Origin of the sequence: Vibrio sp. SG41-7 (assembly GCF_014164465.1) — a bacterium.
GTDB classification, from domain to species: Bacteria; Pseudomonadota; Gammaproteobacteria; order Enterobacterales; family Vibrionaceae; genus Vibrio; species Vibrio splendidus.
Window position 1 is genome coordinate 1 of sequence record NZ_JACJFF010000075.1, and the last position, 24072, is coordinate 24072.

The 24072-nt window shown below is 44.0% G+C and carries 15 protein-coding genes, 2 tRNA genes and 1 riboswitch; of the genes, 6 read left to right on the top strand and 11 right to left on the bottom strand.

Features of this window, described 5'->3' with window-relative positions; genetic code table 11:
* Positions 1-46: 46 nt before the first annotated feature.
* The 7 genes from H5300_RS17890 to H5300_RS17920 form a co-directional block, all read right to left on the bottom strand.
* A complete protein-coding gene (locus H5300_RS17890) occupies positions 47-886 on the bottom strand; it encodes an ExeA family protein (protein WP_017092365.1) in 840 nt (279 codons plus the stop codon).
* Positions 887-938: 52 nt separating this feature from the next.
* On the bottom strand, positions 939-2606 hold the full coding sequence (mshL, locus tag H5300_RS17895) for a pilus (MSHA type) biogenesis protein MshL (protein WP_102456365.1): 1668 nt from the start codon (positions 2604-2606) through the stop codon (positions 939-941).
* Positions 2607-2621: 15 nt separating this feature from the next.
* Complete coding sequence (locus H5300_RS17900; RefSeq protein WP_182796540.1) at positions 2622-2954, bottom strand: MSHA biogenesis protein MshK; 333 nt, start codon at positions 2952-2954, stop codon at positions 2622-2624.
* Positions 2947-3594, bottom strand: coding sequence for a type 4a pilus biogenesis protein PilO (pilO, locus tag H5300_RS17905; RefSeq protein WP_054541402.1), 648 nt, complete (start codon positions 3592-3594; stop codon positions 2947-2949). Before pilO ends, H5300_RS17900 begins: the two co-directional genes overlap by 8 nt.
* Positions 3594-5036, bottom strand: coding sequence for an MSHA biogenesis protein MshI (locus tag H5300_RS17910; RefSeq protein WP_182796541.1), 1443 nt, complete (start codon positions 5034-5036; stop codon positions 3594-3596). The genes pilO and H5300_RS17910 overlap by 1 nt, the downstream gene beginning before the upstream one ends.
* 2 nt (positions 5037-5038) lie before the next feature.
* Positions 5039-7054 (bottom strand): RNase E specificity factor CsrD, encoded by a 2016-nt coding sequence (csrD, locus tag H5300_RS17915; protein ID WP_102503447.1) that lies wholly within the window; start codon positions 7052-7054, stop codon positions 5039-5041.
* A gap of 161 nt (positions 7055-7215) precedes the next feature.
* Positions 7216-7782, bottom strand: coding sequence for a single-stranded DNA-binding protein (locus H5300_RS17920; protein WP_017078845.1), 567 nt, complete (start codon positions 7780-7782; stop codon positions 7216-7218).
* A 278-nt stretch (positions 7783-8060) separates the two neighbouring features.
* Here H5300_RS17920 and H5300_RS17925 point away from each other — a divergent pair, with 278 nt between their 5' ends.
* The 4 genes from H5300_RS17925 to H5300_RS17940 all read left to right on the top strand — a co-directional run bounded on the left by H5300_RS17925 (position 8061) and on the right by H5300_RS17940 (position 14660).
* The gene (locus H5300_RS17925) at positions 8061-8708 is read left to right on the top strand and encodes a LuxR C-terminal-related transcriptional regulator (protein WP_102450784.1); all 648 of its coding nucleotides are present in this window, start codon (positions 8061-8063) and stop codon (positions 8706-8708) included.
* Between the two features lie 157 nt (positions 8709-8865).
* A complete protein-coding gene (gene galU, locus H5300_RS17930) occupies positions 8866-9738 on the top strand; it encodes a UTP--glucose-1-phosphate uridylyltransferase GalU (RefSeq protein WP_004735975.1) in 873 nt (290 codons plus the stop codon).
* Positions 9739-9968: 230 nt separating this feature from the next.
* On the top strand, positions 9969-12800 hold the full coding sequence (gene uvrA / locus H5300_RS17935; protein ID WP_017080852.1) for an excinuclease ABC subunit UvrA: 2832 nt from the start codon (positions 9969-9971) through the stop codon (positions 12798-12800).
* A 96-nt stretch (positions 12801-12896) separates the two neighbouring features.
* Positions 12897-14660, top strand: a complete 1764-nt coding sequence (locus tag H5300_RS17940) for a PglL family O-oligosaccharyltransferase (protein ID WP_182796542.1) — start codon at positions 12897-12899, stop codon at positions 14658-14660.
* Between the two features lie 104 nt (positions 14661-14764).
* Here the strand turns inward: H5300_RS17940 and H5300_RS17945 are convergent, their stop codons facing one another.
* Positions 14765-15904: an alanine--glyoxylate aminotransferase family protein gene (locus H5300_RS17945; RefSeq protein ID WP_182796543.1), complete on the bottom strand. Its 1140-nt coding sequence runs from the start codon at positions 15902-15904 to the stop codon at positions 14765-14767.
* A 176-nt stretch (positions 15905-16080) separates the two neighbouring features.
* A riboswitch (Lysine riboswitch) is annotated at positions 16081-16258 on the top strand.
* A gap of 109 nt (positions 16259-16367) precedes the next feature.
* Between H5300_RS17945 and lysC the strand changes: the two genes are divergently transcribed.
* Positions 16368-17735, top strand: a complete 1368-nt coding sequence (gene lysC, locus H5300_RS17950) for a lysine-sensitive aspartokinase 3 (RefSeq protein ID WP_004735980.1) — start codon at positions 16368-16370, stop codon at positions 17733-17735.
* Between the two features lie 115 nt (positions 17736-17850).
* On the opposite strand, the gene metH is transcribed toward lysC, so the two are convergent.
* Positions 17851-21528, bottom strand: coding sequence for a methionine synthase (gene metH / locus H5300_RS17955; protein ID WP_108093837.1), 3678 nt, complete (start codon positions 21526-21528; stop codon positions 17851-17853).
* A 169-nt stretch (positions 21529-21697) separates the two neighbouring features.
* Between metH and H5300_RS17960 the strand changes: the two genes are divergently transcribed.
* A complete protein-coding gene (locus H5300_RS17960; RefSeq protein ID WP_017078851.1) occupies positions 21698-22978 on the top strand; it encodes a sodium:proton antiporter in 1281 nt (426 codons plus the stop codon).
* 880 nt (positions 22979-23858) lie between these two features.
* On the opposite strand, the gene H5300_RS17965 is transcribed toward H5300_RS17960, so the two are convergent.
* Positions 23859-23935, bottom strand: a tRNA-Trp gene (locus H5300_RS17965).
* A gap of 60 nt (positions 23936-23995) precedes the next feature.
* A tRNA-Asp gene (locus tag H5300_RS17970) sits at positions 23996-24072 on the bottom strand.

A 24072-nucleotide genomic window follows, 5' to 3' on the forward strand; every position in this document is an offset into this window, starting at 1 on the left:
TTTTTCTTTGCCAATTCAGACAAGGCGTTATTTATGACGCTCATAATTAATTCCAACCCCACAATATTGGCGTTTTAAATTTAGGCTTACATACATCGTAAGTTTCATGCATGGCTGAAAACAGGTGCTGGTTGTCGATACTTTTCTTATCTTCACTGAACGAGAGCAAAAGAGCCTTATGGCATAGTTGATTTATCAATCTTGGAATACCTAACGAGGAGCGACAAATCGCCTTTTTTTGATTCAAACTGAACAATTCAGGATTGCCACCAGATTTAGCGATCCGATTATCAATATACGCCACCGTTTCATCGAGAGTCAGCGGCCTCAGTGTTGAACTAAACGTGATTCTTTGACGAAACTGCCTAAGGTGATAAGCCTCTAATCGATCATCCAACTCAGGTTGCCCTAATAAAACAATTTGCAGCAATTTTTTATCTTCAGTTTCAAGGTTACCGAACAACCTTAATGTTTCGAGAGCTTCATCCGATAGAGCTTGAGCCTCATCAAGAATCGCTACCACTCTTAAACCTGAGTTGTGTAACTCAATGAGCTTATGCTGAATGTTATCAACTAAGGTTGCTTCATTATCGATAGTCAAACCCAGTTCTTTAGCAACGGCTTGGCGTAAATCAGCACCAGAGAGCACAGGGTTTGGCAGGTAAATAAGAGCCGTACAATCATTTAGGTGATTGACCAACATCCGGCAAACCATGGTTTTTCCAGTACCAACCTCTCCGGTGACCTTAATCACGCCCTCGCCCATTTCTAACGCCGAGATCACTGTCTGAATCGCTTCGAAATGAGGCGCTAAACCATAAAATAAATCGGTATTCGGCGTTAAAGTAAATGGCAGTTGTTCAAAACCAAAGTGAGCTTGATACATCAGTGACCTAGCTTAGTTAGATGCTGCCAATCTACATTGAGAAAGTGAGCGATTACTCTTCATCAGGGAACCACTGCTGCAGCAGATCTCGAGAGCGTTCTAACTCAGTTTGCCAAGTGTTGACGCCAACAATCGTTGGTTTTAGTAAGATCACAAGCTCAGTTTTTTGCGTCAACTGACTGGTATTACGGAACAAATGACCGAGTGCTGGGATATCGCCAAGGAATGGGACTTTCGACGTTATATCACTGGTGTTTGATTTCATTAATCCACCAATCACCACAACATCACCATCTTGCGCACGAATCACTGAGTCAGATTCACGAATAGAGCTTTTTGCCAATGGAAGTGAAACAATACCTGTAGTTGAACCAAGATTAAGCTCTTTCACCTCTTCTGCAACCTCAATAACGGCTGGGTGGACATGCAAGAACACACTGCCTTTATCATCGATCTGAGGTGTCACATCCAGAGAAATACCCGAGAAGAATGGGGTTAACTCAACCTCAGGGGCCACATTCGCGTTATCACCACTACCAACTGCACTTGATAAGTCAGTTACGTAGTATTCGTCGGTACCCACTTTTATCACTGCTTTTTGGTTATTAGCAGCAGTCACCCTTGGGCTAGATAGGACGTTCAAGTCACCCTGTGTACCCATGAAACTCAATACCGCCTCAAAGCTACCACCAGAGACAACAAGGTTAGATTGACCACCTAAAGCAGCGCCGATTGGGTCCATACCTGGCAATGTACCCGGGATAATTGCACCAGCGGCATCTTTAACAATAGAGCCCATACCTATCGTATAGTTAGTACCATTCGACGAGAACATCTTGGTCCAGTTGATGCCTTGTTGATAGCCATCACTTAAGGTCACTTCCATGATTTTGGCTTCCAAGATAACTTGGCGCTGCAAACGCTTCTGAGAAATACCCAAGAACTCTCGAACCTCACGAATTTCGTCAGGGTAAGCACGAACCGTAATCACACTGGCTTGCGGCGTTACCACTACGCTTTGCCCATCACCAGAACCAATGAGGTGAGCAACTGCCGCTTCAAGCTGTGGCCAGAAATCACTTTCAGAGGTCGTTTCAATCTCTGTACCGCCGTTCGATGTCGAATTCGATGAGTTAGAAGAGTTGGATGAATTTGACGAGTTTGAGTTCGAGCTTGAAGAGCTCGATGAATTCGAATCAGAAGTCGTGATCGTTCCGGTGGTGATGGTCGTCAATGAGCGACCTGAACGCTTCACTTGTAAGTAATCAACCGGGATCGTAACCGTACGCAGACCAGCAGGGTAAATCTGAATAACTTTGCCACGTTTTTCTATATCGTAGCCATACATATCCTGAGCAACAGCCAACACTTCATCTAACGTCACGTCAGTTAAATTAAGAGTAAGGTTTCCAGACACTCCAGGGTGAATAGCCGCGCTGTATTCAGTGCCTTTTACCAAGCTAGCAAAAAAGGTTCTCGCTTCAACACCTTTAGCTTGAATACGAAAACGCTTAACGGTTTCCATACCCGGAGACATGGCATCAGAATTAAGCTGAGGCATCAGGTCATCTTGTACCGACGAAGGAAGATCACGAAGCGCTTTGCTATTCGCTTCATTAATCGATTCGTTTAAAGACTCTTTGATCTCAACGGGATCTCGATGCCCCATCGAACAGCCGACTAAAGATGACACTAGGATTGCTACTACAAGTTTACGCATGTCTTCACTCTAACCTTAATTATTCTTAACATCTAAAGAGAACATCTCTAATTTCCACTGCTTAGAGCTTCTCTGCAGAGTGACGTATTCTGGATCTATGTTCTTAACTCGGTACCCTCTGATCGTTTCTCCTTGACCGAGAATCTGACCATTCATAATGGCATAGCAAGGTGTATCGCCTTTGCACACAATGCTTTCTAGAGAAGGTAATCGGTAACGAGTTGGCGCCTTTTTAGCTGACGTTGCTTTTTGTTGTGGCGTCAACCAGCCTAATGGCGCTGTAGGATCCTGTTCGGCCCAAGCCATTTGGCTACTAAAAAGTAATGACAACAAAAGAGCTCTAACCACCGATAAACTCCTGTCTAGTACCTAGTGTGTAAACCTCAAATACCAGTCGAGCTTTAGGGTATTCTTCGACCGAATACTGAAATGTGCGCCAGTAATAACTGACAGGAAGAGACTCAAGCGCTTGAAGATAAGCGGAAATATCAAAGTAACTGCCCGTTAATTCCATTCTTACAGGGTGAAGAAAGTAGCCTGAATATTCACTGGTCTCTTGATTATTCGAAATCGCTTCTGGTTTTAACGACTCTAGCGATTCGAGCTTAAGTCCATTTCCGGCATTAAGAACACTCTCCAATAGCTGAGACATTTGAGAAGGCGTGATCAGTCCATCGACAATCTGGGAAAGCTGAAGTGACAGATCTTGGCTCTCCACCAGCAGTTTTTTGTACTCTCGATTAATGTCTTTGTCTGGGTCTTTGTTTAACTTAGCTTGAAGAACGAGCAACTCACCTTGCTGTCTCTGGTTTGACTGAGTCAGATTCATCGTCTTTGCATTTTTAGCCTGTAAATCGAGATACGCAGGCTCAACCAACAAGGTGAACAACAACATGGATAGGCCAACAAAACCACACACGAAAAGTAGCCATTTTTCTCTCTGACTTAATGCAAGAAACTTATCGCTGAGCTGGTTCCACTGCTGCATTATTTACTCTCCCTGCGAGTACTTAGCTCAAACGTCACCACATCCTGATCATTGCGACCAATTTTTAGTTTTTCAAAAGCACGTCCAACTAAATTAAGCTCACTTTTAAACTGACCAATCCAGTTAGGAACCACATTTGCGTTACGAGCAAAGCCACTCAGATCTAAAGTATCGTGAGTCATGTAGATGTGCGAAAGAGAGATGTCATTTCGGCCTAATTTAGCTAAGGAATTCATGACGCCAGAATACCCGACTTGTTGTGATTCGTCGTATTGTCCTACCGCCTTCAAAGCCTCTTTTTTAGCCTGAGTCTCACGTTTGAGACGCGCAACTGCCGCCACTTTCTCTGGAGACGGTTTATGCTGAGTTAACTTACTATTCAATTGGTTAACTTGCTTGTTAAGCTGGTTCGAGTCATGTTGCAAAGCTGTTAGGGCTTTATCTAGATTAGAAGCTTGATACTGCATTACAAAGTAACCACCAAGTAGCAGTACACAAACGAGCCCCCAACTCGCAACAACATTGGTCAGCGTAAAATATTCTTTCTTAGGCTTGAGATGTTCAGGGTAAAGATTGACATTAAAAGCCTCTTTTTCAGCCGCGAGCTTAACCAACAAACTCTCTGAATTATCACGCTCACCTTCAACGAGCAGAGAAACTGTCGAACTCAATGTGTTATTTAACGCGCCTTGTAACTCAGACTCATCTTCCTCATCACAGCAGATTTTCAACTGATGAAGTTGAGTACCTTTAATTTGAGAAGAAAGGTAATCAATCGAGCGTTGGAGTTCTAGAGCAAGGCCATCTAATTGCAGAGCGCTTGATGCAACACCCGTTAAAGGTGGAACAACACTACGGATGCTTCTTTGAAAGCAAACGGTATTTTCAACAAACGCACCCAGCTTAAAGTGTGAATTGGCGCTGCGCTGCAAAAGGATGAAATTAGACAGTTCGCCAGCACTGTAACCCCAGATTTCATCTTCAGGAGCAACGCCTATTAATTCAACCTGAACCGAATTAGCAATATTCAAAAGCTTGTCTAACAGCTTTTTAGGCAGAACATACACTTGCAGCTTATTCGACGTCGGTAACGCGACTGCACTCGCGATAATTTCAGTCACTCTTTCAGAGACAAGATCTTTGAGTAAAAAAGGCAAGGCAACCGACCATTCACTCTCTGGAATGTCCGGTTTATCAATTTGGTAGGTTTGGTAGTAGTTAGCACAGACAATCAGCTGGAGGCTATTACTGGTAAACGCCTCACAGCTAAGCGATTTTTTTAGCGCACTCTCCCAGTCCCCATTAACCACGGGAATGCTGGTTACTTGAGGTTCTTGTTCTGTCGATGAAATATAAATGGCATCGTTGCCTAACATGACAACTTGCGAGCTGCCTTTATTATTCGTTGGCTTTATCTTGTCTAAAATCGCTTTAAAATTCATTGTTAACTACTACTCTTACGCCATCGATTTCTTCGTCCAACTTTCACAACAGATTCCGCTTTCGCGACCTTTTCAACTTGATTGGGCAAAGGGATAATTTGTTGTTCTTCGTCGAAATATCTCCCTTGATAGCCGTTAATGCCTAACTCTATCAAGGTGTTCTTTTCTTGTTTTGTCTCGACTCCAACGGCAATAACTTGAGTTGGAGAGTCACCGCATGCCCCAATTAAGCTTCGGACAAACAGTTGGTTCTCATGCCTTTGATCGATTTTCTTTATTAAGCTTCGATGAAGCTTAATGTAATTGACCTTTAAGTCTTTTATATAGTGAGTGCTAACAATGGTTCGTCCAGCTTGGCCAACCACAACTTTACACCCTAAACCTCGCAGCATCTTTGCCACCGGTCTCATATAATCAAGATGGGCAATCAAGTGCCCTTCTGGAAACTCAAACGCAAGCTGAGAGCGGTGTTGAGCAGAGAGCTGTAACAACTCACTTCTAAACCACTTAAAATGCTGTTTATTCGCAAATGGAGTAACATTCAGATTCACCGAATAGTTGAGAGGCTGAGTTGACTCTTTCAGCGATTTCAACAAAACCTTTAGAACCGATTGGTCCATTTGAGCTTGATAACCCACTTGCTCTACCGCAGGCATAAATCGAGACGATTTCAATAAACCTTTATCAGGATCCTGAATTCTAGTGAATATTTCTCTATGTAATTCATTAGCTTGACCAGATTCCGGCATAAGATAACATCGCTGAGCAAAGATTACTAAATTTTCAGGAAGCAGCGCTTTATCCAATAATGTTCTCCAACGAACACTGCCTCTATCCAACTCATTTGTATTCTGCTTAGGGTAACGGCTCCAGTTATTAATACGCTCCAGCTGAGCACTCTTTAATGCTGTTTCCGTTTCATCCATGATCTGACTGTGACGCTCACCTTCGGTATACATGGTTACGCCAATATGGCACCAATTATCAGAATCTAAAGGCTCTGGCGGAGTTAGTTTATCTAACTGCCTTAAACACTGAGCCGCCAAGGTAGCAATATCTTTAGCCCCTTGATGCGGAATAAATACGGCAAAATCAGCATCGTAATAACGAGAAAAAATGACATCAGGATAGCGTTGAACAATATTCGACAATACTTCGCCAACTTCGATAATAAAGCCGTCAGTGATTTGCTTGTCATTAACATCACGAACTTGCTCCCATTCGTCGATACGTATCAATAACACACCACCTCGAGCACCGCTTTCATGCAAAGCCGATTCAAGCTTGTTATCGAATAAGACTCGGTTTGCCGTGCCTGTGAGTTTGTCTAGGAAGGTATGGGTACGAATAAAGGTATCGAAGCGGCTTCTTTCTTGACGAGCATCTTGCAGCTCTTCGATCAAGACATCCAAGGCTTCACTTGCCGTGTATGGCCATTCAAGTTCATCTCCCTTTGCATGAGCCTCAACTTGCCCAGCGAGGATCATTCTTCCTCGCTCTTCCAAGATCTCAGAACCCATCAACTGTTCCTTCAACCAACGAACACCACGAGCCAGACAGAAAAGGATCAATGCAACCGCCAAAGTAATTGACCACATTGCTTCCATTGAGTAGCTATAACCAATATAAGGAGGCAATGCTTTAAACTCGATTCGATAACCTTCATTGCGCTCTAAAATGAAGCTTCTTTCATAAAGACGGTTGGGATCAATTTGTGGGGAGGTATCTTTGAAGCGATAAACGATGCCAGTCTGGTTTGAGAGTTTCATCTCAACAATATTGCTCGCCTGCAACATCTTAGGCATCCAACGCTGCATCGAATACGCGGCGTCGGGATCTTCCATCTCTTTATCTACAACGTCGACAATACCAACCAAATAATGGTCTAAATATTCCTGTCCGATACGCTTAAAGGAAAGTGTGCCACCAATAAAAAGAATGAACATCGCACTGATCACTATCACAGTGACAAATGCGACCAATCGAGTGCTCAATTTTAGTGTCGGGGTATATCTCATGAATAACGAAATCCTTTTCAACTCACATTATACCGTATTGCTACTTATACTATAAATTGACGTTGTAAATAAAGCGTTAAGAATTCTAGGTAACAAAAAGCCGCGATAAACGCGGCTTTTTCCAATTTAATACTGTCTTTATAATATATTAAAAACAGGGCTTAAAATGGGATGTCATCATCAAAATCCATTGGCGGCTCATTATATTGAGGTTGAGCCTGCTGAGGAGCTTGTTGAGGTGCTTTCGGCTGCTGTTGAGCTGGAGCACTGTATTGTTGTTGTGCTTGTTGCTGCTGTTGTGGCTGCTGTGGCTGACCCCAACTACCTTGCTGTTGGTTGTTACCCATACCACCTTGAGCAGGAGCACCGCCTTGAGCACGACCGCCAAGCATTTGCATTACACCGTTGAAGCCTTGAACAACGACTTCTGTTGTGTAGCGATCTTGACCGCTTTGATCTTGCCATTTACGCGTTTGAAGTTGACCTTCAATGTAAACTTGAGAACCTTTACGTAGGTACTCACCAGCAACTTCCGCCAGCTTGCCAAACAGAGCAACACGGTGCCATTCTGTTTTTTCACGCTGTTCGCCAGTTGCTTTATCACGCCATGACTCTGACGTTGCAATGGTAATGTTCGCTACTGCGCCGCCATTGGGCATGTAACGAATTTCAGGGTCATTACCTAGGTTACCCACTAATATAACTTTGTTAACTCCACGGCTAGCCATGATTTGCTCCGTCTAAATTCATAGTCTCAGAAAATTTTAGCGCACAAGAATAGCATGCTTTTCTGCAGTGATAAATCGCATTCCTATTCTCGCCTCACTACAAAGAATAAAAACGTAACAAATCATGATATTCAGAGCGATGTTGCTTTTTTCTCCACTTACAAACCACTCATTTACTTTGATAATTGATATTCAACGCAAGTCACCATTAAGGCGCTAGAGAAGCGAGAGCCTGCATGACAACGTGGAATCTAATTCTACTTAAACAGGACGTTTCAATGAGAAAATCTCGATACGCTCGCACTTTGCATTTTCTGTGCATCGACCCAAACGACACCTATCTACATGTAAAAGAGATAGAAAAACACTTATCTATTATTCTCTACAAAATGACACCGGACGATTTGATGTTATTTGATCGAAAGCAGAGCAACCGAATTTTACTGGTTGATTACAAAGAGGTGCCTCGATTAATCAACCTTCATCCAAATCTACCTGTGATGTGGAAAAATCATGAGATCATTTTATTCAACGTCCCCAAAGCTCTTCCCACATCGGAGTTGATTACGTTTGGCGTATTAAAAGGTCTGTTTTACAACACTGAAGAGAAAGCCAAAATAGCAAAGGGGCTTGAAGAGGTCATTAATGGAGACAATTGGCTACCTAGAAAAGTGGCAAGCCAATTATTGTTCTACTATCGAAATATCGTGAGCACCAATACCACCCCTACTAATGTCGACTTAACCATCAGAGAGCTGCAAGTGATTCGCTGCCTTCAATCAGGCTCATCAAACACGCAAATAGCCGATGACTTGTTTATTAGCGAATTCACCGTCAAATCTCATCTTTATCAGATATTTCGTAAGTTAGCCGTTAAGAATCGAGTCCAAGCTATTGCATGGGCAAACCAGAACTTGCTTGCATAATTGATCAGCCTCTTAAACTGACGATAATTTTGAGGAAAACTCTAGTGAACCATACGGATTGTTGCTGAATTTTCGACATAACTTATGCTAGAGTTGCCCTCAGAAATATCAACCACTCAGGTTGAATCCATAATTATTATAGATAAAGGGTCTTATCATGATCAAAAAGTGCCTTTTCCCGGCAGCTGGCTACGGTACTCGCTTCTTACCAGCAACTAAGTCAATGCCGAAAGAAATGATGCCTGTCGTCAACAAACCTCTGATTGAATACGGCGTTGAAGAAGCAATTGAAGCCGGTATGGATGGCATGTGCATTGTTACTGGCCGTGGTAAGCATTCATTGATGGACCACTTTGATAAGAACTACGAGCTTGAGCACCAGATCAGTGGCACCAATAAAGAAGATTTGCTGATCAATATCCGTGAGACGATTGAAGCAGCAAACTTCACGTACATTCGTCAACGTGAAATGAAAGGCCTTGGCCACGCTATCTTGACGGGTCGCGAGCTTGTGGGTGATGAACCTTTTGCAGTAGTGCTTGCTGATGACCTTTGTGTTAACGAACAGCAAGGTGTACTGGCTCAAATGGTTGCACTATACAAACAGTTCCGTTGCTCAATCGTTGCTGTACAGGAAGTACCTGAAAACGAGACTCACAAGTACGGTGTTATCTCTGGCGAAATGATTAAAGATGACCTTTTCCGTGTTGATGACATGGTAGAAAAGCCAGAACCAGGCACTGCGCCAAGCAACCTAGCAATCATTGGCCGTTACATTCTGACTCCAGATATCTTTGAGCTTATCGAACAGACTGAACCAGGCAAAGGCGGCGAAATCCAAATCACTGATGCATTGCTAAAACAAGCAAAAGCAGGTTGTGTGTTGGCTTACAAATTTAAAGGTCAACGTTTTGACTGCGGTAGTGTTGAAGGCTACATCGAAGCAACAAATTACTGCTTTGAAAACCTATACAAAAAAGACCAGCAACAAATCGAGCTAGGTAAGCACTCAACAACAAAAGAAGCTTAATCGCTAATTTTGGCTTACTCGCTATTTAGCTATTGATCGGCTTAACTATTGAGCGGTTTAGCTATTTAGTTAACAGCAATTAGCGGTTAGTTAACAGCACATTAAATGATTCCAAGGGTGACTCAAAAGAGTCGCCCTTTTTTGTTTACTGTTTTTTTATCCAGTAAAACTTTGCACAAATCTCACTCTATGTAATACTTTAGCCACTTAAAATTACATGGTCTATTGAGATGGATAAAATAGAAATTAGAGGCGCTCGTACGCATAACCTCAAAGACATTAACCTAACCATACCCCGTGATAAGCTGACGGTTATCACTGGTTTATCAGGTTCAGGAAAGTCGTCACTTGCGTTTGATACTCTCTATGCGGAAGGTCAACGTCGTTATGTTGAGTCTTTGTCGGCTTACGCCCGTCAATTTCTATCTCTTATGGAAAAACCCGATGTCGACCACATCGAAGGTTTATCTCCAGCCATCTCGATAGAACAAAAATCGACCTCTCACAACCCTCGTTCAACCGTCGGTACCATCACTGAAGTCTATGACTATCTAAGACTGCTTTACGCGCGAGTCGGCGAGCCACGCTGCCCTGATCACAATATCCCCCTCGCAGCGCAAACCATCAGCCAAATGGTCGACAAAGTATTAGAACTGCCTGAAGGCTCAAAGATGATGCTGATGGCACCGATCGTCAAAGAACGTAAAGGTGAGCATGTAAAGACACTGGAAAACCTCGCTGCGCAAGGCTTTATCCGAGCTCGTATTGATGGCGAGACTTGTGATTTGTCCGATCCACCCACATTGGAACTGCACAAGAAGCACACCATTGAAGTTGTGGTAGACAGATTCAAGGTTCGTCCTGATCTTCAACAACGTTTAGCCGAATCGTTCGAGACCACATTAGAGCTATCTGGTGGTATCGCTGTTGTCGGTTGGATGGATGATAAAGAACAAGAAGAGATCGTGTTCTCAGCTAACTTTGCTTGTCCAAAGTGTGGCTACAGCATGCAAGAGCTTGAGCCGCGCCTATTCTCATTCAACAATCCTGCAGGTGCATGTGGTACGTGTGATGGACTTGGTGTTCAACAATATTTTGATCCAAGTCGAGTGATTTTAGATGAGAACCTAAGCATTGCAGAAGGTGCAATAAAAGGCTGGGATCAGAAGAATTATTACTATTTTCAGATGCTAACGTCGCTATCAGACCATTATGGTTTTGATCTGTATGTGCCATTCAACTCTCTGCCTAAAAAGACTCAAGAGATCATTCTTAAAGGATCAGGGCGTACTGAAGTGGAATTCAAGTACATCAATGACCGAGGTGATATTCGAGTCAAACGTCATCCGTTTGAAGGCATCTTAAATACGCTAGAACGTCGCTACCGCGACACTGAATCTAGCGCGGTGCGTGAAGATCTTGCCAAGTACATATCAACGAAGTCATGTTCTAGCTGTGATGGCACGCGTTTAAGATTAGAAGCTCGAAATGTCTTCATTGGCGATACCACACTGCCAGAAATCGTTCAGCTCAGCATTGCTGATGCACTAGAGTTTTTCCAAAACTTATCGCTCAGCGGTCAGCGTGGTCAGATCGCTGATAAAGTAATGAAAGAGATCAATGATCGTCTGCATTTCTTGGTGAACGTTGGTTTGAATTACCTGAACCTATCACGCAGTGCAGAAACGCTGTCTGGTGGTGAAGCGCAAAGGATTCGTCTAGCAAGTCAAATTGGTGCTGGTTTAGTGGGTGTTATGTATGTACTCGATGAACCATCAATTGGCCTCCACCAGCGCGATAATGAACGTCTACTGCAAACTTTGGTTCACCTCAGAGATCTAGGAAATACCGTGCTTGTTGTTGAACATGATGAAGACGCAATCCGTTGTGCTGACCATGTTATCGATATCGGCCCAGGTGCGGGTGTGCATGGTGGACACGTGGTCGCAGAAGGCACCATGCAAGACATCATCGAAAACCCGAATTCTTTAACCGGACAATACCTGAGCGGCGCTAAAGAAATTGCGATACCAAAACAAAGAACGCCTATCGACAAGAAAAAGGTCGTCGAGATCGTTGGCGCAACGGGGAACAACCTAAAGAATGTCACTGCGACGATCCCTGTAGGCTTGTTCAGCTGTATTACGGGGGTATCGGGGTCAGGTAAATCTACACTAATCAATGACACCTTCTTTAAAGTTGCCCACACTCAATTAAACGGTGCAACAACCGCAGTTCCGGCAAAGCACAAAAAGATAAAAGGCTTAGAGCATTTCGACAAAGTGATCGATATTGACCAAAGCCCTATCGGTCGCACACCAAGATCAAACCCTGCAACCTACACTGGTATTTTCACGCCAATTCGTGAGTTATTTGCCGGTACCCAAGAATCACGATCTCGTGGCTACAAGCCAGGTCGATTCAGTTTTAACGTTCGTGGTGGTCGCTGTGAAGCGTGTCAGGGAGACGGTGTCATCAAAGTAGAGATGCACTTCTTGCCAGATGTGTATGTGCCGTGTGATGTGTGTAAAGGTAAGCGTTATAACCGTGAAACTTTAGAAGTTCGCTACAAAGGCAAAACCATTGACGAAGTTCTAGAGATGACAGTGGAAGATGCTCGAGAATACTTCAACCCTGTTCCTGTTATCGCTCGTAAGCTACAAACATTGATGGATGTTGGCCTTTCCTACATTCGTCTAGGACAAGCGGCAACAACCTTATCTGGCGGTGAAGCGCAGCGTGTTAAATTAGCGCGTGAATTGTCTAAACGAGACACGGGAAAAACCTTATACATTCTTGATGAACCAACAACAGGTCTTCATTTCCACGATATCCAGCAGCTATTGACGGTATTACATAGGCTGCGTGATCACGGTAATACGGTTGTCGTGATTGAGCACAACCTCGATGTCGTCAAAACAGCAGACTGGATCTTAGACCTTGGTCCAGAAGGTGGTCAAGGTGGTGGTGAGATTGTTGCAGAAGGTACACCTGAAGATGTGGCGTTAGTCGAAGGTTCGCACACTGCTCGCTTCCTTAAGCCTATGTTAAATTTGAAGTAGGTGTAAAATAGCGCCCTGCGAGCAGACAGAAAAATGTTAAAGTAACAGAGCTTGTTTCAGAAGGAACAAGCTCTGTTTTTATAAGGTTAGGGATTTATGGCAACAATACACACTAGCGGTACCCAACTAGAAAATCAGGTAACTCAGCTACCACTCAATAAAGCATTTCTGGCTTCTTTAGCTGTTGTATTCTTGTTAGCCATGCATTTTTTCATGCCGAATCCTGGAGGCTCAGGCCTTGCGTTATCGTTTAACCCAACCACTTGGTTAGCTCTTAGCTTTACGTTAGCAATTGGCTTCTACCAACTCGCGACTAACCGAGTACTTAAATATTCCAAGTTAACCGTTGGCTTGCTGATCAGTTGCGTGATACTTACGCTACCCACGCTCTACAGTAACGCCTTTCCTCAAGCCGCATCTGGTCGACTACTGGGATTGTGGGCGGGCTTCGCTTTATTCGTCGTACTTCAGCAATTTAAGTTCAGCAATAAACACAAGCAACGCATGTTGTGGTTCATTGTGCTTGCTGTGGTTATACAAGCACTCTTTGGTTACGTGCAATATTTCTTACTGGAACCCGGCAATCTATTTGGTTACAACACAACGGCTAATCGACCTTACGGGATATTCCAACAACCGAATGTAATGGCCAGCTTTTTAGCTACCGGTTTTGTGCTTTCAGCGTATCTTTTAGCGAGACAGCCCGCTAAATATAATCACAAAATTAGCGAGTCATTCTTACTATACCTAGCCCCAACCTTAACCGTACCTTTGCTGATCATCATTGCATCACGTACCGGATGGTTGGCTGCCGTCATTGGGTTTGTCTGCATTCTGCCTTATCTATACAAGTTCTCGACCAAGAAACGCTTCTACGGATGGTGCGCATCAGTGCTCGTCGGTATCGTGGTCGCTTTTTCGGTAATCAGCCTCAGTACAACTGATAGCCTCGCAAGTAAAAGGGCTAACTTAGAAAGCCCACGAGCTTATACCTTTCCACAAGCGCTAGACATGATGATCGAAAAGCCATTTACAGGGTATGGCTACGGGAAGTTCGAATCCGAGTACACGCTATACACAGCTCGCCAGCATCAACTCAACCCAAGTTATCATCCCGGCCTTCCTTCAATGGATCACCCACACAATGAGTTCCTGTTTTGGGGGGTTGAAGGTGGAATAGTACCAATCATCGGGATCTTGATTGCTGCAGTGTTGGTGATGTCACGCATAACAAGCTCAGCGAAAGGAACACGTCTAGCACTACTCGCGCTATTTATACCGATACTCTTACATTCTCAGCTCGAGTACCCTTTTTACCACTCAGCGATTCACTGGATAACATTCATCATCTTGATTTACTGGGTCGATCAACGAGCTTCTCGTCACTATCAACAGCCGTTTAGTATCGTTAGTAAAACCCTGTTTAGAGTGTCTAGCTTGGTGGTTCCGATCTTGGTGAGTTTCTATATGTTGAGCGCGCTGCATACCAATTATGTCCTGACTCAATTTGAACTTTCTAAACCCAAAAACCCGGATATTCTTAAGCAGGTAACGAACCCTGTAGTCTGGAAAGATCGCTATGATTGGGACGTATACAGCACCTATCTAAATATCGGCCTCTACAAAGCTGATCCTAGCTTGATCCAACCTTATATAGATTGGTCGTTAGAGATCATAAAACGTAAGCCAAGGCCTGCTTTCTACAGCAACCTGATTCTAGCGTATCAAGGATTAGGCGATCACAGTAAAGCCGAACAAATTCGTAGTGAAGCGAGCTTCTTGTTCCCAAATAGAGACTTTTCCAAGGTTCAATATAAGAAAATATCGGAAGCTGAAAACAACATTTCTTCTGCTAAATGACGTCACGGAATCTAGAGTTAATTCACCATATTGACGTTTAGTCTAGACACAAAAAAGCGCACGATCTCTCGTGCGCTTTTCTTTTGAACTTGAGTTTATTACCGCTATTTTAAAACGTCTTGCAACGCTTTTAAGCACAAAGCGACATTCTCTTTTCGAGCGCCATAACCCATTAAACCAATACGCCAAGCCTTGCCAGCCAAAGAACCAAGTCCTGCGCCAATTTCAAGGTTATATTCTTCTAGAAGTTGTGTTCTGATTTTGGCTTCATCGATTCCTTCAGGGAAATAAAGCGCATTGAGCTGCGGAAGACGACTCTCTTCATCAACCACAAACTTTAATCCTAGTGCTTCTACGCCTCCTTTAAGCTCTTGGTGCATCGCATGGTGACGTGACCACGCATTATCCAGGCCTTCATTTTTCAATAAAACCAACGACTCATGCAGAGCATACAGGCTATTCACGGGTGCCGTATGGTGGTAGCTACGCTTGCCTTCTCCACTCCAGTAACCCAGTACTAAGCTTTGATCTAGGAACCAGCTTTGTACTGGAGTTTGACGTGCCTTCATCTTCTCAACCGCACGTTGAGAGAAAGTCACTGGAGACAGGCCAGGAACGCAAGATAGACACTTTTGACTACCTGAATACACCGCATCGAGTTGCCATTCATCAACCAACAATGGCACACCACCTAATGACGTCACCGCATCCACAATCGACAACGCATCAAACTGACGAGCGACGGCTGAAATCGCTTGAGCATCCGATAACGCTCCAGTAGACGTCTCTGCATGCACAAATGCGACAGCAACTGCATCGGGGTTTTCTGCCAATGCCTTTTCGACCTTTTCAACGGAAACGGGCTTGCCCCACTCATCATCTACAAGGATCGCTTCACCACCACAGCGCACAACATTCTCTCGCATACGTTCACCAAAAACGCCATTGCGACAAACAATTACCTTCTCACCGGGCTCAATCAAGTTAACAAAACAGGTTTCCATACCTGCGCTGCCCGGCGCAGAAACAGCAATCGTAAACTCATTTTCAGTTTGGAATGCATACTTAAGAAGTTGTTTCAGTTCATCCATCATCGCGATAAATAACGGGTCGAGGTGACCAATAGTTGGACGGCTCAAGGCCTGCAAAACTTGAGGAGAAATGTCTGAAGGCCCCGGCCCCATTAACGTTCGGTGTGGCGGATAAAAGCTCTCGATAGCAGTAGTGAGTGTTAAATTAGACATGTACATCCCTTACGTTAATGTTGTGAACAATCCACCCTAAAGCAAATCGATACCGTCATCAATTAGCTAAAAGTATTGAGGTCACACCAGTGTCACATAATTGTTAAAATTATTTTTTAAATATCTCCAGTTACGGATTGACATTGTTACCGCAAACACGTTCAATGAAATGGCTATCTAGCAGAAGAGGAGCACTGCCCAGGCAGATGTTTTGTGGAACCGCATTTCCAATACAAAGCATCAAGGGGGAGCAGTGCCGAGATAATAAAAGGATGCAGGACCTTTATTATCGGTTGAGCGGGCTGAATCCCGGCAACTGTCGCCATTTCTATATGGTGAAGAGCTTCTGAGGTTACTATTCTAATAATTCCTCTCTTTTTGCTCTAAATACTCTCTTCGAAAAACATCGGACGTTGGATTACCCAACAGTAATTTTATTTTAGGAAGTCGTGGGAGATATATCGTGAGTGCATCTAATGTAGCTGGTTCTTTTAATGTCGCTAAGTTTGGTGGAACAAGTGTTGCCAACTTTGAAGCAATGAGCCGTTGTGCTGCCATTATTGAAAATAACTCGAATACGAAACTGGTTGTGAGCAGCGCGTGCTCAGGCGTCACCAACTTGCTGGTTGAGCTAGCGAATGGTGTCCAAGACAAAACTCGTCGTCAGGAATTATTGACGCAATTGACTGACATTCATAACGCGATTCTTGATCAGCTAGCTGACCCAATTAGCATTGAAAAAGATGTGCACTGTATTCTCGATGACATTGCGAGTGCAGCCGAAGCGGCATCATTCCAAGCCAGTACTAAACTCACCGATCACCTAGTGGCATGTGGCGAACTGATGTCGACACATATCCTCGCTCAAATCATTCGCGAGCGTGGCACACCCGCTGTCCGTTTTGATATCAGAGAAGTGATGCGCACCAATGGTGACTTCGGCAAAGCAGAACCACAGTTAAAAGATATTGCAGCTTTAGCACAACAGAAATTGATTCCACTCTGCCAGCAGCAAGTTGTCGTTACCCAAGGCTTTATCGGCGCCGATAGCGAAGGTAACACCACAACGTTAGGTCGTGGTGGTAGTGATTACTCAGCGGCACTGATTGCAGAATCTGTACAAGCGATTGGTTTAGAAATCTGGACTGATGTTCCGGGCATCTACACCACGGATCCACGTATCGCATCGAAAGCATCTCCTATCCCAGAGATCAGCTTCAGCGAAGCATCGGAAATGGCAAACTTTGGCGCGAAGATCTTACACCCATCGACTCTAGTCCCGGCACTACGCCACCAAATTCCGGTATTTGTCGGCTCATCAAAAGCACCAGAGCTCGGAGGCACATGGATTCGTCAACAAGTTGAAAGCTCCCCTCTGTTCAGAGCGCTTGCCCTACGCTGCAACCAAACCATGGTTACGCTACGCAGCGCCAATATGTTCCATGCTTATGGCTTCCTCGCAAAAGTGTTCGAGATCCTCGCTAAGCATAAGATCTCTGTCGATCTTATCACTACCTCAGAGATCAGTGTCTCACTCACTCTCGATCAAACAGATACATCGGGTGGTGCACCTCAGCTACCAGAAGCCGCTCGCATTGAGCTTGAAGAGCTGTGTTCTGTGGATATTGAACACGACCTATGCCTTGTTGCTCTTATTGGCAACAACATGAGTGAAAGCAAAGGCTATGCGAAGCAAGTATTCGGCACGCTTGAAGACTTCAACCTACGTATGATTTGTTACGGAGCGAGCCCACATAACCTGTGCTTCTTGCTTGATGAATCTGTCTCCAAGTTAGCGATTCAAAAGCTGCATCAAGAGCTGTTTGAATAAAACGACGGTTGCTCGATTAGTTTAAAATCACCAAACGACAGATACAAAAAGGGTTGCTATTAAGCAACCCTTTCTCTTTTTTACTTTACGAATCAAAGCTCGTCATAGATTCAAACTAGTTAATGTTTGGACCTAACCACTTCTCAGCTTCCAACATATCCCAACCTTTACGGTCGGCATAGCTATCCACTTGATCTTGTTGAATCTGTGCAATTGCAAAATATCTAGCATCAGGATGTGAGAAGTACATACCAGACACAGAAGCACCTGGCCACATTGCGTAACTCGTGGTTAGCGACATGTCGATTGCTTTTTCAACGTCCATCAACTCCCACAACGTGCCTTTCTCTGTATGCTCTGGGCAAGCAGGGTAACCCGGGGCTGGGCGAATACCTTGGTACTTCTCTCGAATCAAATCGTCGTTAGACAAATTCTCATCAGGTGAGTAGCCCCAAATGTCCTTTCTCACTTCTTTATGCAAGTATTCAGCGAACGCTTCAGCCAATCGGTCTGCAACCGCCTGAATCATAATCGCGTTGTAGTCATCACCATTGGCTTTGTATTCATCAGCCAGCTCTCGCTCACCAATACCACCCGTTACTGCAAAACCACCAATCCAATCCGCTTTACCGCTGTCTTTTGGCGCAATGTAATCTGACAAACAGTAGTTAAATCCTTTGGGCTTTTCGGTTTGCTGACGAAGGTTGTGCAGAACCTTTAATACTTCAGTACGCGATTCATCGGTATACACTTCAATATCATCGCCAACACTGTTCGCTGGGAACATGGCACACATACCACGAGCTTCAAGCAACTTCTCTCTTTCTACTCGATCTAATAAATCATTGGCGTCTTTAAATAAGCGCTTCGCCTCTTCGCCTACTTCTTCATGATCAAAAATTGCCGGGTACTTACCAACCAAAGACCACGTCATAAAGAACGGAGTCCAGTCGATGTACTGACGTAAAGTAGCCACATCAAAGTCCTTGAAGATGTGTACTCCCGGTTTAGCGGGTGCAGGGGGAGTATACGCATTCCAATCGATAGCAACTTTATTGGCACGCGCTCTCTCTAGCGAGACTGGCTTAGTGCGCGGCTTTTTGCGGTTGTGTTGATCGCGAACGCGATCGTAATCAATATCTAACTTCTCAACAAATGCAGGCTTCAGTTCGTTAGAGAGTAGAGAAGTACACACACCAACAGCACGTGAGGCATTGTTTACGTAGACCACAGGTTCAGAGTAGTTCTGTTCAATCTTAACGGCTGTATGCGCTTTAGATGTGGTTGCTCCGCCAATCAGAAGAGGCAGTTTAAAGCCTTGTCTCTCCATCTCTTTAGCCACATGAACCATCTCATCCAATGAAGGAGTGATCAAACCCGAAAGACCAATGATATCGACGTTCTCTTCTTTAGCGACCTTAAGGATTTTTTCACATGAAACCATCACGCCCAGATCGATAATTTCGTAGTTATTACACTGCAAGACAACGCCAACAATGTTTTTACCAATATCGTGAACATCGCCTTTTACGGTCGCCAGTAAGATTTTTCCGTTAGTTGCACCAACGTCTTTGGTTGCATTAATAAATGGTTCTAGATGGGCTACCGCTTGCTTCATAACACGGGCAGATTTCACCACTTGAGGAAGGAACATCTTACCTTCACCGAAGAGATCACCAACCACGTTCATGCCATCCATTAATGGACCTTCAATCACCTCGATAGGGCGAGAGGCATTAACACGAGCTTCTTCGGTATCTTCAACAATAAAGTCGGTAATACCTTTCACTAAAGAGTGTTCTAAGCGCTTTTCTACTGGCCAGGTACGCCACTCTAAAGCCGATTTATCTTCAACTTTCCCCACTGCACGCTCTAGATACTCAGTCGCAATATCGAGTAATCGCTCTGTTGAGTCGTCTCGGCGGTTTAGAACCACATCTTCAACGGCTTCACGTAAATCCTCAGGCACATTATCGTAAATCTCTAATTGCCCCGCATTTACAATGCCCATATCCATACCGTTTTTAAAACAGTGGTATAGGAATACCGCGTGAATAGCCTCACGAACGTAGTTATTACCGCGGAAAGAGAATGAAACATTCGACACACCACCCGAGATCATCGCATGCGGAAGATCGCGTTTGATGTCCCCTACAGCTTCAATGAAGTCGACCGCATAGTTGTTATGCTCATCAATACCAGTAGCCACTGCGAAAATGTTTGGGTCAAAAATAATATCTTCTGGCGGGAAACCTACTTCATCAACAAGAATATTGTAGGCATTAGTACAAATCTCGACTTTACGCTCTCGAGTATCAGCCTGTCCTAGTTCATCGAACGCCATCACAATGACAGCTGCGCCATAACGACGAACCAGTTTAGCTTGCTCGACAAACTTCTCTTTCCCTTCCTTCAATGAGATAGAGTTAACGATGCCTTTACCCTGAATACATTTCAGGCCAGCTTCGATAACTTCCCATTTTGAAGAATCGACCATGACTGGTACTTTCGAGATCTCTGGCTCAGACGCACATAGATTAAGGAATTTAACCATACACGCTTCAGCGTCTAGCATCCCTTCATCCATGTTGATATCGATGATCTGAGCGCCGTTCTCAACTTGCTCTCGAGCAACACTCAAGGCTTCGTCGTAAAGCTCTTCTTTAATCAATCGCTTAAATCGAGCAGAGCCGGTAACGTTAGTACGCTCACCGACGTTTACAAACAATGATTCTTTAGCAATCGTTAATGGTTCTAAGCCAGATAAACGGCAAGACACAGGCAAATCAGGTAATTGACGTGGAGTTACGCCTTCAACGGCCTCTGCCATGTGACGTATATGTTCTGGCGTTGTACCACAACAACCACCAATTAGGTTCAAGAAGCCACTCTCGGCCCATTCCTTAACGTGTTCAGCCATATCTTCAGGAGAAAGGTCATACTCACCGAATGCATTAGGTAAACCCGCGTTAGGGTGAGCAGAAACGTTACATTCTGAGATACGAGACATCTCACCAACGTACTCTCGCAGTTCGTCAGGGCCTAATGCACAGTTCAATCCAAATGAGATAGGTTTAACATGACGAAGGGCATTGTAGAAGGCTTCTGTTGTTTGCCCTGAAAGCGTACGACCTGATGCGTCAGTAATGGTACCGGAGATCATCACTGGAAGAGTAATACCCACTTCTTCAAAAACAGATTCAACCGCAAAAGAACATGCTTTTGCATTTAACGTATCGAAGATAGTTTCGATAAGAATAAGATCTGAGCCGCCTTTGATAAGTGCTCGTGTCGATTCGGAGTAAGCTTCAACAAGCTCATCAAAGCTAACATTACGATAGCCCGGATCATTAACGTCTGGAGAGATAGAACAAGTTCGGTTAGTTGGACCTAACACACCCGCCACGAAACGGGGTTTGTCTGGGGTCTTTGCCGTCCATTCGTCTGCCGCTTCACGAGCTAATTTTGCAGCTGTAAAGTTAATTTCTTCGCTAAGACTTTCCATATCGTAGTCGGCCATAGCGATGGTTGTAGAGTTAAAGGTATTGGTCTCGAGGATATCAGCACCGGCTTCCAAATATTCCATATGGATATCTTTGATAAGCTTAGGTTGTGTAAGTACCAAAAGGTCGTTGTTACCTTTTAAATCACTATGCCAATCAGCAAAGCGCTCACCACGATAGTCTTGCTCTTCCAATTTATAATCCTGAATCATGGTACCCATGCCACCATCAATCAGTAAAATTCGTTGCTTCAACAGAGCGTCAATCTTTTGCCTTACATTACTTCCCACGGTACAACCTCATTCCTTTAATTATCTCTCCATCCTACCACACATTAAAAAGGAGTCTAGACGTCTAAAAGATGAAATTGATTACCAAGTCATGACAAAAAAATGTTTGCTATTTGAGCATGAGACAACGAAAATTCATATTCATACTTTGTTACATGTTGGGATCCCAATGTCGGTCTATTACACCTTATGCTTCTTGTCCGCAGCTGCCATGCTTATTGCTTTCGTGAATACCAAAATTGGTAAAATGCAGACAACCATCGCCATTACAGCTGGCTCAATGATGTTATCTCTATTAATTATCATTGCGGGACAAAACAATTGGTTCCAATTGGCTGACATCGCCTCAGAAACCGTTGCCAGTATCAACTTTGAAGATTTCCTCCTGAAAGGAATACTGGGATTCTTACTCTTTGCAGGTGGTTTAGGGATTAAATTACCTAATCTAAAAGATCAGAAATGGGAAATAACGGTACTCGCTCTTGGCGCTACACTATTTTCGACATTCTTTATTGGCTTTGTACTGTATGGATTCTGTCAGTTTATCGGTATTCAATTTGACCTAATTTATTGCTTACTTTTTGGCTCTCTAATATCTCCAACCGATCCAATCGCTGTATTAGCAATAGTGAAAAAGCTCGATGCTCCCAGACGAATCTCTACTCAAATCGAGGGAGAATCTCTATTCAACGATGGTTTTGGCCTAGTGATCTTCGTTACCCTATTTACCATTGCGTTCGGTACAGAAGCACCGACCGTAGGTAGCGTGACCATGTTATTCGTCCAAGAGGCTATCGGTGGTATCGTCTATGGCTTTGTTCTAGGTTTAATATTCCATTACCTAATCAGCAACACCGATGACCACTCGATGGAGCTGCTATTAACCATAGGTATTCCGACAGCTGGTTATGCCTTTGCTGAAGTCCTACATGTATCAGGACCGTTAGCAATGGTGGTATCAGGTATCATGATTGGTAACTGGACGCGCTTTATTGGATTCTCGAAAGAGAGTGAGGATCACCTAGACCACTTCTGGGAATTGATAGATGAATTCTTAAATGGCGTATTGTTCTTATTGATCGGTATGTCGATGTTGCTATTCAAATTCCACCAAGAAGACTGGATCTTAATGGCGTTCGCAGTACCTCTAGTACTAAGCGCACGCTACCTAAGTGTTTTCTTGTCTTATATCGGATTCAAACGCTTTAGAACTTACAACCCTTGGTCAATCAAGATCTTAACTTGGGGTGGTTTGCGTGGTGGTCTAGCTCTAGCCATGGCACTTTCAATTCCTTCAGGTATCTGGGTGATTGAAGACAAGGCAATAGATGTTAAAGAGATAATCCTCGTCATGACATACGCTGTCGTTGTGTTCTCAATCTTAGTCCAAGGTTCAACAATTACTCCAATGATAGAGAAAGCGAAACAAGCTGAGAAAGAATTGGATTAACACCGAAAAATATAAAACTAGGCTGCCTAATTTAGGTGGCCTTTTTTATATCTAATGAAAGTCAGATTCGCCGATTTCCTCACTGAAAATCTAGCTCAAAGGTATACATGAACAATAGAACTTACCACGGCGTTTACTGCACTGTTATTGAAGCAACCAAAAGCCTTTATGTTGGGTAAACATTAGATTTAATCGGGACTAAAGCGAAGACGAATGGTGTTTAATCACGCTGCCGACGATATGATAAAACGCTCTTAGCCAGCAATCTTTCCGGAAGTGAGGCTATGCAAAGAACTCGTTTTTTGCAACGCAAGCGAGTCTACCCACTTTAGAACAGACTTCAGTTGTATAAGCATTCCTTCCGGAAAAATAATTAGACTCAAGGCCTAACAGGTATAGCTTTAGTCACTACCAGAAACTACGGAGCGAGATGAGTGCTGAACGAAAGCTCTAGTGTTCGACTAAGCCTTTAAATACGGCAAGGTTGTATTTAGTAGGTATTAAGCGATTCGATTAAATAGGGGGAGCTAAAGGAGCACTTAATACTTCTAGCGTTACATTAAAGGTGACAGGCATAAAAAAGGCTCTAGCATTTCTGCTGGGACGCGCAGTCTAGAGCCTTATATATGGCAGGGGTGGACTGAGCCGGCACTCCGGAGATTAGACCGGGCTGGCGATCCAGCTCCCAACATTGCTTCGTAGAAGCAATAGATGCAAAAAAGCCTCAGCATTTCTGCTGAGGCTTCGTATATGGCAGGGGTGGAGAGATTCGAACTCCCAGCACGCGCTGTTTTGGTAAGTCGGGGAATACGCTGCTTTACTAATGGCGTATGATTCAGAAAGTAAAAAGGCCCTAGCATTTCTGCTAGAGCCTTAAATATGGCAGGGGTGGAGAGATTCGAACTCCCAACACGCGGATTTGGAATCCGCTGCTCTGCCAATTGGAGCTACACCCCTAAAACTTTTTACTACTTCAGATTCGAAAAAACCTCGCACTAGGCGAGGTTATCGAATAAGTGGCGGAGTGGACGGGACTCGAACCCGCGACCCCCGGCGTGACAGGCCGGTATTCTAACCAACTGAACTACCACTCC